8 protein-coding genes and 1 pseudogene are annotated in these 9,977 nt (G+C 59.7%); 2 read left to right on the top strand and 7 right to left on the bottom strand.

Features of this window, described 5'->3' with window-relative positions; genetic code table 11:
* Nucleotides 1-286: 286 nt before the first annotated feature.
* The 5 genes from ACI3GR_RS02925 to ACI3GR_RS02905 form a co-directional block, all read right to left on the bottom strand.
* Nucleotides 287-748, bottom strand: a complete 462-nt coding sequence (locus tag ACI3GR_RS02925) for a nuclear transport factor 2 family protein (protein ID WP_407492464.1) — start codon at nt 746-748, stop codon at nt 287-289.
* Between the two features lie 69 nt (nt 749-817).
* Nucleotides 818-1,288, bottom strand: coding sequence for a cyanase (gene cynS, locus ACI3GR_RS02920; protein WP_407492462.1), 471 nt, complete (start codon nt 1,286-1,288; stop codon nt 818-820).
* 35 nt (nt 1,289-1,323) lie between these two features.
* Nucleotides 1,324-2,232 (bottom strand): ABC transporter ATP-binding protein, encoded by a 909-nt coding sequence (locus ACI3GR_RS02915; RefSeq protein WP_407492461.1) that lies wholly within the window; start codon nt 2,230-2,232, stop codon nt 1,324-1,326.
* Between the two features lie 9 nt (nt 2,233-2,241).
* Nucleotides 2,242-3,072 (bottom strand): nitrate ABC transporter permease, encoded by an 831-nt coding sequence (gene ntrB, locus ACI3GR_RS02910; RefSeq protein ID WP_407492459.1) that lies wholly within the window; start codon nt 3,070-3,072, stop codon nt 2,242-2,244.
* A gap of 3 nt (nt 3,073-3,075) precedes the next feature.
* The gene (locus ACI3GR_RS02905; RefSeq protein WP_407492458.1) at nt 3,076-4,443 is read right to left on the bottom strand and encodes a CmpA/NrtA family ABC transporter substrate-binding protein; all 1,368 of its coding nucleotides are present in this window, start codon (nt 4,441-4,443) and stop codon (nt 3,076-3,078) included.
* Nucleotides 4,444-4,652: 209 nt separating this feature from the next.
* Here ACI3GR_RS02905 and ACI3GR_RS02900 point away from each other — a divergent pair, with 209 nt between their 5' ends.
* A complete protein-coding gene (locus ACI3GR_RS02900; RefSeq protein WP_407492457.1) occupies nt 4,653-6,527 on the top strand; it encodes a sigma 54-interacting transcriptional regulator in 1,875 nt (624 codons plus the stop codon).
* A 416-nt stretch (nt 6,528-6,943) separates the two neighbouring features.
* Nucleotides 6,944-7,129, top strand: a pseudogene (locus ACI3GR_RS20145) (hypothetical protein); the annotation flags it as partial.
* Between the two features lie 68 nt (nt 7,130-7,197).
* Here the strand turns inward: ACI3GR_RS20145 and ACI3GR_RS02895 are convergent.
* Both ACI3GR_RS02895 and ACI3GR_RS02890 read right to left on the bottom strand, forming a co-directional pair.
* On the bottom strand, nt 7,198-8,295 hold the full coding sequence (locus ACI3GR_RS02895; protein ID WP_407492455.1) for a hypothetical protein: 1,098 nt from the start codon (nt 8,293-8,295) through the stop codon (nt 7,198-7,200).
* A 17-nt stretch (nt 8,296-8,312) separates the two neighbouring features.
* A complete protein-coding gene (locus tag ACI3GR_RS02890) occupies nt 8,313-9,968 on the bottom strand; it encodes a ShlB/FhaC/HecB family hemolysin secretion/activation protein (protein WP_407492454.1) in 1,656 nt (551 codons plus the stop codon).
* Nucleotides 9,969-9,977: the final 9 nt, after the last annotated feature.

Here is a 9,977-nt window from a genome sequence, read left to right as displayed (position 1 = left end):
GCAGCGCATCTTCTGATGCTACACACGAAACTGCCCAATTTTTTATTGGCCTGACCTTATGTCCGGCGTTCTACCGGCTGGCTCAGCAAATCCACGAATCACATAGTTGACTCAGCGGGTCTAACCCTTTGTCTCCGCTGGATGCTTTTTCCGGCCCCGCGTGTTGTATACAGGCCACATTGTGGTGGGCGATTAAAACCGGGTTACCAAATATTGCGGTGCAGGTTGACGATCCGGCTGAATTCTCGGATCTGCAATGGCGGGCTTGCACCCTGCCCAAGGGGGCTTAGAAAAGCCCCTTTGGCGGCGCCAGATCGGTCGGTCGTGGGCCCGGCGCCCAGTCGAAAAGACGCTCGTCCGCATTGATTGCCACATCGTTGATCGAGGCGTGACGCTCTGCCATCAGGCCGTCGGATGCGAAGCGCCAGTTTTCATTGCCGTAGGATCGAAACCACTGGCCCTGATCGTCGTGCCATTCATAGGCAAAACGCACGGCGATACGGTCGTCGGCGAAAGCCCAAAGCGATTTGACCAGGCGATAATCCTTTTCGCGCTGCCACTTGCGGGTCAGAAAGGCGTGGATGTCGGCGCGGCCGCTCAGGAATTCAGACCGATTTCGCCAAAAGCTGTCTTCGGTGTAGGCCTGAACGACGCGATCGGGGTCGCGCGTGTTCCACGCATCCTCGGCCATACGGACCTTTTGCAAAGCAGTCTCTTCGGTGAAGGGAGGGAACGGAGGACGGGACATCGGAGCCTAGACGTAATTAAGAAAAAAACAGGGCGTGACCGCCCTGTTCCAGAGTGATGCACGCCGGGCTTACCAGCTGTTGTAGCCGAGGTATTTGCCCGACATCTCGATCTTGACGCGGTCGCCCTTGGGATTGGGTACGCGGGTGATCTGCATGTCAAAGTCGATGGCCGACATGATGCCGTCGCCGAATTTTTCGTGGATCAGCGCCTTGATCGTCGGGCCATAGACGCCGACGATTTCATACAGGCGATAGATACACGGGTCGGTCGGCACAGCCTGTTCCCAGACCTTAGTGGGGCTTTCAGCCAACACGCTGGCCGCCTCTTGCGGCAGGCCCATGACGGATACCAGCGCCTCGGCCTTGTCTTCGGGCATGGCGTTCATGCCCATGCAGGCGGAATGCGTCCAAACGGGGGACATGTCGATCTTTTCCGCGATCTCTTCCCATTTCATGCCGGCCTGCTTCTTGGCCGACAGGATCATCATGGTGACGTCTTCTTTGGTCATCATCTGGGGCACCTCATAGTTGTCTTTCATTGGTCTCTCCTTTCTTCTGCGGGCTGCGCCCGGGCTTAGCTGGTCACGGCCCGCAGCCGCGGGCTGGCATCACTGTCATCGTCAGGGGTTGTTCCGGTCAGATCGATCCGCACGGTTTCCGGGGTCTGCGGCAGGCCGTTGGACGGCTGGCCCGCCAGTTCCTTGGACCGACGTCCCAAGAACTGCACCAAGTGGTTCCGGATCGCGTAGTAGTTGGGATGTTCGACGATTTCGGTCCGATTGCGCGGACGTTCGATCGTGATTTCTACCGACTCGGCGACGCGGGCCAAGGGGCCGTTGGTCATCAACAGGATACGGTCGGCCAGCAGGACCGCCTCATCAATGTCATGGGTGATCATGAACACCGTCTGCTTGGTCTCGCTCCAGATTTTCAGCAGTTCTTCCTGGATCGTGCCCCGGGTCAGCGCGTCCAAAGCGCCGAAGGGTTCGTCCAGCAACAGCAGCTTAGGCTGGTTGGCAAAGGCCCGGGCGATGGACACACGTTGGCGCATCCCGCCGGACAATTGCGATGGCTTACGGTGGATCGCGTCGCCTTCCAGCCCGACCATGGACAGGTACTTTTCGGAATGCTCCGCCACCTGCGCCTTGGTCCAGTCCGGATGGCGCGCCTTGACCCCGAACATCACGTTACGCAGGGCGGTCAGCCACGGCAGCAACGAATAGTTCTGGAACACGACGCCGCGATCCAATGACGGGCCCGATACCTCGTAGCCGTCCATTTTGACGACGCCAGAGGTAGGTTCGGCCAGGCCCGACAGGATGTTCATGATCGTCGACTTGCCGCAGCCAGAGTGGCCCAGAATGCAGACGAATTCGCCCTTCTCGACCCCGAACGTGGCGTCTTCGAAGACGGTCATGTCACCGCCCTGCCCGTCGGGGAACTTTTGCGTCAGATGTTCAACGCTGAGGAATGGTTTACTCATTTGCCTCTCCTATTCTGCGTAGGCCACGGCCCGCTGAAGCGCGCCAAAGGCGGAATCCAGCAGCATACCGACGATGCCAATCATGAGGATCGAGAAGATCACCGACGTCAGGTCGAGGTTGTTCCATTCGTTCCAGACGTAATAGCCAATGCCCGTTCCGCCGACCAACATCTCGGCCGCGACGATGACCAGCCAGGCGATCCCGATGGATATCCGCATGCCCGTGATGATCGTGGGCGCGGCGGCCGGAAGGATCACCGTGAACGCGGTTTTCAGCGGCCCAAGCTCGTGCGTGCGGGCAACGTTCACCCAGTCTGACCTGACGCCAGCGACACCAAAGGCCGTGTTGATCAGCATGGGCCAGATCGAACAGATGAAGATCACGAAGATGGCCGAGGCTTCGCTGTCCTGAATGATGAACAAGGCCAGCGGCATCCATGCCAGTGGTGAAATCGGCCTGAGAACCTGAATAAACGGGTTCAACGCCTTATAGGCCACGGGCGACATGCCGATCAGGAAACCCAAAGGCAATGCAACAAGCGCCGCAAGGAAATAGCCCGTCAGCACCCGGTAGATCGAATAGCCGATCTGGATGCCGATCCCCTTGTCATTGGGGCCTGCATCGTAAAATGGGTTCGACAGCTGCTCCCATGCCTTGCCAAGCACTTGGGACGGCGGCGGAACGCCTGCTTTTTGCGCGCCGCCACCGGTCAGACGTTCGTATTCCGTCATCTCGGACATCGGCTTTTGTGCGGGAATGGCGGCCTCCCAGATCAGGAGGCCGACCACCAGCATGACGATCGATAGGATCGCTGCTTTTTGGTTCAAAGACAAAGTCATGGATTAGCCTTTGCCGATGGCAAAGCTTTTCACGTATCCCTCGGGATCGGCGGGATCGAACGTCTTGCCCATGATAGTGTGCGATTTGTAGGTGACGTCCGGCGCGTCGTAGCCCAGATCGTTCATGATCTTTTTGCAATCGGCGGCCAGATAGACCTGTTCCGCCACACCGCGATAGTCCACGTCGCCTTCGATATAACCCCAACGCTTCATCTGCGTCAGGATCCAGACGCCCATCGAATGCCACGGGAAGGGGTCGAAATCGATCCGGTCGGGGACCTGCTTCACCTCTCCCAGACCGTCGGCATAGGTGCCGGTCAGAACCTGTTCGATGACGGGCACCGGTTGGTTCAAATAGTTCGTCGGTGCGATCGCCTCGGAGATCTCTTTGCGGTTTTCCGGGACACGGGCGTATTGCGTGGCGTCGATAATGGCCTTCAGCAGTGCGCCATAGGTGTTGGGCAGTTCTTCGGCAAAGGACAGAGGTGCGGCGAAGGCGCAGCAGGGGTGACCTTCCCAGATATCCTTGGTCAGCGTGTGGAGGAAGCCGATGCCTTCCCAGACGGCGCGCTGGTTGAACGGGTCGGGGGACAGGTACCCGTCGAGGTTCCCGGCGCTGAGGTTGGCGACCATTTCCGGCGGCGGAACCACGCGGATCTGGATGTCGACGTCGGGGTCCAGCCCATGTTCGGCCACGTAGTAGCGCAGCAGGAAGTTGTGCATCGAATATTCGAACGGCACGCCGAAGGTGAAGCCTTTCCACTGTTTCGGGTCGCGCTTGTCCTTGTGATCGTTGTGCAGAACGATCGCCTGACCGTTAATGTTTTCCACGGCGGGCATGATGTAGGGCGTCGCGGTCGAGCCTGCGCCCAGCGTCATCGCCAGCGGCATCGGCGTCAGCATGTGGGATGCGTCGTATTCGCCAGCCAGCGATTTGTCGCGCGCCACGGCCCAGCCTGCGGTTTTGATGACCTGAGCGTTCAGGCCGTATTTTTCGTAAAAGCCCAAGGGCTGCGCCATGATGATCGGCGTTGCGCAGGTGATCGGAACAAAGCCGATGTTCAGATCGGTTTTCTCGGGCGCGCCCAATTCGTCAAGGATCGCGGCCTTGGCTTTATCCATCGGGAAGACAGAGGCCAGCGCCGCAGCAAAGGTGCCGCCGCCGACCATACCCATGAAGGACCGGCGGCTAAGGTCATTGCCACCGAACATCGACCGCACGACCGCACTTTCTACGGCACGCTCCAGCATCGCGTCAGAGGTGTCGAGCGACGCCTCTTCGCTGACGGCACCTTTACAGGTGTTACAGCTGCAGCCGGCGCCATGGCGCAGATCAGACTTGTGATCGAAAGGATTTCCCAGACTTTTCATATGTTCCGTCTCCCAGTTCTTGCCCGGTCTTCAGTGGTGACCGTGTTTGATGAGATCAGGTTAGCCCGGCAGATGGCGGCAGGTATGAGATTTTTGGATTATCGTCTCCGCAACAAAGCACATACAAAACAATAGCTTAAACCTTGCGCGAACCGTACACATTTTACGATAATTCGTAATTTATGATTTTTCGTAACGAAATTGCTGCGATGCGGTATTCTTCCCTCATGAAAGACTTTGCCGCCGATTCGATCCTAGAGCACTGGCCGTGGCCCGCCGTCTGTGTGGACCCGACCACAGACCAGATCACCGCATCCAATTCCGACGCACAACGGCTGTTGGGGCGCGACCTGACGGGCAGCCGTTTCCTTGAGTGCCTCGAAGGGGACGTCGGCGACTTGGTCGTTTTTGCGGACGGTGTTCAGCACTTTGGCCGTCACTGGACGCGCGCGTTTCACCTGCGCCTGCCTAACGAAACGCTGTGCCCTTGCGAATTGACGGGAACCTTTCTGCAAACAGACGACGGCCCCCGGCTTTTGATCGCGCTGGTGTCGCTGGAAGAACAACAGGCCCGGCAGGACATCACAGAGGCAGGGAACCTCCATCGGTCCGGCCTGATGGAATGGAAGCGTACTCAGACCTTCTTTTCCGAACTGGAGCGTCAGAACCAGCTTATTCTGGATGCAGCGGGCGAAGGCATCTATGGGATCAATGCCGATGGTCAGACGACCTTCGTGAACCGTGCCGCGCAGGAAATGCTGGGCTGGCACGCCGAGGATCTGCTGGGCCACGATATCCATGCCATGATCCACCACCACCATCTGGATGGCTCTGCCTACGATCACCGGGATTGCCCGATCTATCATTCCTTCCGCAACGAACGCGTCAGCCGGGTCGAGAATGAGGTGTTCTGGCGCAAGGACGGACGGCCCATTCAGGTCGAATACGTGTCCACGCCGATTTACGACGGACAGGTTCTGGCCGGAGCCGTGGTGATCTTTCGCGACATCACGGACCGCAAGGAAAACGAACGCCGCCTGCAAGACGCCATGGCCGAGGTTCATGCGCTGCGGGATCGGCTGGAACAGGAAAACGCGTACCTGCAGGAAGAAATCAGCTCGGCCCGCGCGCATTACGATGTGATCGGCAACTCTCCGGCGATACAGCGGACGCTGAAGCAGGTGGAACTAGTCGCGCCGACCGACTCGAACGTTCTGATTACGGGCGAAAGCGGCACGGGCAAATCCCTGATTGCGGCAGCGGTTCACAAAGCCTCGGACCGGCGGCGGCGGTCGATGATCCGGCTGAACTGTGCCGCCCTGCCCGACAACATTGATGTCGAACTGTTCGGGCAGGTTCGTCAGAACGGACGCGGCACGGACAAGGCTGGGCGTTTGGAACTGGCCAACGGCGGCACCTTGTTTCTGGAAGAGATCGCCGACCTGCCGCTGGAATTCCAAGGTCGCCTGCTGGACGCACTGCGCGATCAGACCGTCACCCGCGTCGGCGAAGACCGCCAGCGCCGCGTCAACGTCCGCATCATCGCTTGCACCAGCCGCAACCTGTCCCGGGAGGTTGCCGCGGGCCGGTTCCGCGAAGACCTTTACTTCTTTCTTAACGTATTTCCCATCCCGCTGACCCCGCTGCGCGAGCGGGCCGAGGATATCCCGCCACTCGCCACCCATTTCCTGCGCCTTGCCTGCCGCCGCACCAAACGCGCCGAGCCGACGATCACAACCGGCGCCATCCGTAAGCTTGAGTCCTATCAATGGCCCGGCAACGTGCGAGAGCTTGAGAACGTGATGGAGCGCGCGCTGATCGTATCGACCGGCGACAAACTGCGGATCGAAGGTCTGGATACCCCCCTGCCCACGACGGGACGACCCGGACAGACGATCATGACCGAACAGGAATTCCGCACCGCCGAGGTCGAAAACCTGATCGCCTGCCTGAAACATACCAACGGCCGCGTTGCTGGCCCCGGTGGGGCGGCTGACATTCTGGGCATACGTCAGACAACACTGTATTCCCGGATCCGGAAATACGGGATCACGCCAGAGATGTGGGCGGACAGCGAAGGCTGACGGTGGTGGTGGTGTGTGGCTGCGTTGAGCAGCAATACGCAAGGCTGGGCGACGTCGGACAGCCTTGACCCCGAAAGCGAAGCCGATTGACCTATGTTTTTCTGAGCGCCCTCCGGCCTATCGTTTTCTACCTCTAAAAGATTACGATAGTTCCACGCCGGAAAACCGAACAAAGCATCGGTTTATGATCGCCCTCTTTTGAAACCTGCTCACGAGTGGCTTTCATTTCTGATCGATTATCGTCGCTACACCCCGGCACTACATCCCCTTCAGTCAGCAGCTACCGCTGCACCGAATACTGAAGGAATTCGACTATGATCCTGCAAGAATCCACCAATCTGCCCAATGGCGTCGCTGTTCCCAAGCTGGCGCTTAGCACATGGATGATCTAAGACGACGTCGACGCGGACGCCGTCAAATCTGCCATCGACATAGGTTACCGCGAAATCGACACCGCCCAAGCCTATGGCGACGAACGCGGTGCAGGCGAAGGCGTCCACACCAGCGGCATTCCGCGTGAAGAACCCTTCGTGCGGTCGAAGCTGGCTTACGTACAACCCGGCGGCCCGGCGCTGACGTACCGCATCGATAAGTTGCGGTGAGTTGCCAGCGGCGGCCCTTAAGGATCATCGTCATCTGAGGATCGCTGCTCTGCCGGCCTTTGTGCTTCTTAGTCCCGTGTTAGACTTGGGAACCTAAGTCCAAGCTGAGCCCACGTCGCTTGCATGTCGGCCACCGCCTGATCCCCGGCGGCTTGTGCGTCTGGAAATTCCGCTGATTTGTCGTGGATCAGCACGTCCTCTGGCGGCATCGGGTTGACACAGCGGTCGCGGTAGTCCCGGACCACCTCTTCCAGCGTGTCCTTGCCGTAGGGCACCAGCCTGATCTCGTCCCGCGCCCCCAGAAACAGACCAGAGGTCGCCATGCGACCATGAAAGTGGCTCCAGCTGGCCTGAACAGCCGCGAAATAGCTCATCCCGGCCACGTCATCCTGTGAAAAGCCAAGGTGCATGAGGTCGTCCAGGATCCAGCGCTCAATCAGGCTGCGTGGGGCAAAAGCAGGGAACAGGCCATACGTGGGACGTCCGCCGCTTTTTTCGTAGATGGATATCGCGGTCGGCACCGGGTGGCGCAGGGTGACGATGTAGTCGGCCCTGCCCTGACCCAGAAGCATCTTGAAGCTGCTCGCCCAGCCGACGATCTTGTGCATTTTTTTGGGCGCCAGCCACAGATTATTGCCCAATCCCTTTGTCTGAAGCTGGTAGTAGAGATTTGAAATCACGAGGAATTCGGCAACCTGAAAGACCGCCGATTGCAGATGGTAATACGGCCGGCCGCCCGCCCATTCGTACCACGTTTCGCGGATTTCGGGAAACCCGTCATGGGCCAGCGCCTCTGGCACCCGTGTGTGATCCAGCCCGATGCTGCGCAACAGCTCTTTGGTCAGGTAGCTGCCGCCCGAGCGCGGATAGCCAATCACAAAGGCGAACCGGGTATGCTGCAGGTAGTCGCGGACCCTTGGATAATCGCCCGAAAGCATGGCAACGGCGATGTGCAGCAGATCGTTCAAAGCGCGTTTCGACAGCGGCGTCTGGAACAGGCTTTCGTCGACCTCTGGCAACGGCGTCGGGGCTGTCAGGAAATCGGTGGTCTGGGCAGCCCAGTCGTATCCGTCGTCCGTCCAGTCGGCATGGCCGTCGTTCAACTCTGCCAAGATACCGACGAACCATGCCGACGGCTGGAACTTGAGGGTAATGTTGAATTCCATGCCCCTAGCGCGCCGCCCTAAAAGGTGACGCCGGCACTTAGCCAAAGCCGTCCGGCTGATTGCAGGCCACGATCGCTGATCGGGGCCGCTGCGGCCGCATTAATGAACCAACGGTCTTTCTGGTATCTTAGGCCCAGTACGGCCGCGCTTCCCGATAGCGTGTTGGGCGTGGCGCCCCCGGCATAGGACGTATGATCGACCCGGACCGCGCCCCATTGCAGCTGTCCACTCAGCGTCAGTTGCCCGGGCAGATTGGTCGTCAATGTTCGGCTCAGGCCTACCTTGACCAGCACGCCATTGTCACCGCCACCTGCGCCGACGGCCGTGCTCATCAAACCATTTGGACCGCCGAGGTAGAATTTTTGCGAACTGTCTAGGTTCTTGTTGGCCAATTGACCGCTGATCCCAAGGTTCAGGGCAACGCCTTCGGCAATCGGTCGTGAATGGTCAAGTTGGAACCGTAGTGTGGCAAACGACCCTGCTGCCCTTGGTCCGGCGGCGTCCGCCGCGCGTGCAGCCGCCGGTCCCAGCGTCAGCTTACCGAAATTCAGTGCGATCCGGCCTGACGTGACAGCACCGTTGTCGCCAATGCGCGCGCCGCTCATCTCCAGCCGCATCAACTGCACGTGCTGCCGTTCCTCGGCGCCGGTACTGCGGGTGTTCTGGCCCATCTTGGTATCGACCAGATCAAGACGCAGGGTAAGCCGTTTGCCGGGGGACAGCACCACCGGGTAACTTAGCTGCGCGCCCAGTTGTCGTGCCCATCCCACCTGATCAAGGGCCGCGAACGCGCCACCCAGTTTATAGCGCGTGGTCGAGGCATAGGCCCCCAAGCGCAACCCATTGCCCAAATCAGGTGAGCTTGCGTTAAATGCCAGCGCCTTCAGCCCACCGCCCTGCGACAGCGTTGTATTCAACGAAAATGCGCTGCCCCAGCCAAAAGGATTGGCCAATGTGACAGCCGTATTGGCCATCACCTGTCCGGTATAGGTGTTGCCATAATTGTCCAGCGTCGCTTGGCCAGACAGCAGGGGCTGGTCGCTCCGCTCCAACCTTAGGCTGGTGGTGCCGGGCGTGGCCCCGGGCAACAGCACACCGTTGACGATAACGCCGGGTGTTTCCTGCAACAGCAAAAGCCCACGGTGCAGCGGCTCTTCGGCCACAGGTTCGCCTGAGGCGACGCCCACGGTTGCGCGGGCCTGCTCTGCTTTGAAACGTGATGTGCCCGTCACTTGGATCTGGTCATAGACCGGCTCGATCACCTCGATCCGGATGACACCGTTTTCGACGATTTGCGCGGGCAGATAGGCATAGGCCACCGGATAGCCCGCAGCGCGGTATGCGGCGGTGATGCGGGCGACCACTTCGAACAATTGGTCAAGGGTCAGCGTCCGGCCTTCGTCCGCTGCGACCAGAGCATGCAGAGCGTCCGTGTCAATCAGGCTGTTGCCCGAGATTTCCAGCTTTCGCACGGGAATAGGAAAGGTGGATCCGGTCTTTTCCGTCTCGCTCGGCCCCGGAAGCACGATCTGCGACGAAGGCGCCACGGGGGCCTCGGGCGCAGAGGTTGTCTGCTGCAACACCGCGCCCGGCGTCGGTGCGGTTTGTGCCACGGCGCTCCCGGCCAGCATTCCTGCGACCGCAGTGGCAATCGCCGCCTGTCTAAGGTTCATTCTGCGTCG

It is taken from the genome of Pseudooceanicola aestuariicola, assembly GCF_045763785.1.
GTDB lineage: Bacteria > Pseudomonadota > Alphaproteobacteria > Rhodobacterales > Rhodobacteraceae > Pseudooceanicola.
The sequence above is the reverse complement of the archived record's forward strand: the minus strand, read 5'-3'. Positions and strand labels throughout refer to the sequence as shown.

Coding starts and splice junctions, on each gene's coding strand:
- ACI3GR_RS02915 (WP_407492461.1), bottom strand. CDS start 2,232: ATGAGTAAACCATTCCTCAGCGTTGAACATCTGACGCAAAAGTTCCCC.
- ACI3GR_RS02890 (WP_407492454.1), bottom strand. CDS start 9,968: ATGAACCTTAGACAGGCGGCGATTGCCACTGCGGTCGCAGGAATGCTG.
- ACI3GR_RS02895 (WP_407492455.1), bottom strand. CDS start 8,295: ATGGAATTCAACATTACCCTCAAGTTCCAGCCGTCGGCATGGTTCGTC.
- ACI3GR_RS02905 (WP_407492458.1), bottom strand. CDS start 4,443: ATGAAAAGTCTGGGAAATCCTTTCGATCACAAGTCTGATCTGCGCCAT.
- cynS (WP_407492462.1), bottom strand. CDS start 1,288: ATGAAAGACAACTATGAGGTGCCCCAGATGATGACCAAAGAAGACGTC.
- ACI3GR_RS02925 (WP_407492464.1), bottom strand. CDS start 748: ATGTCCCGTCCTCCGTTCCCTCCCTTCACCGAAGAGACTGCTTTGCAA.
- ntrB (WP_407492459.1), bottom strand. CDS start 3,072: ATGACTTTGTCTTTGAACCAAAAAGCAGCGATCCTATCGATCGTCATG.
- ACI3GR_RS02900 (WP_407492457.1), top strand. CDS start 4,653: ATGCGGTATTCTTCCCTCATGAAAGACTTTGCCGCCGATTCGATCCTA.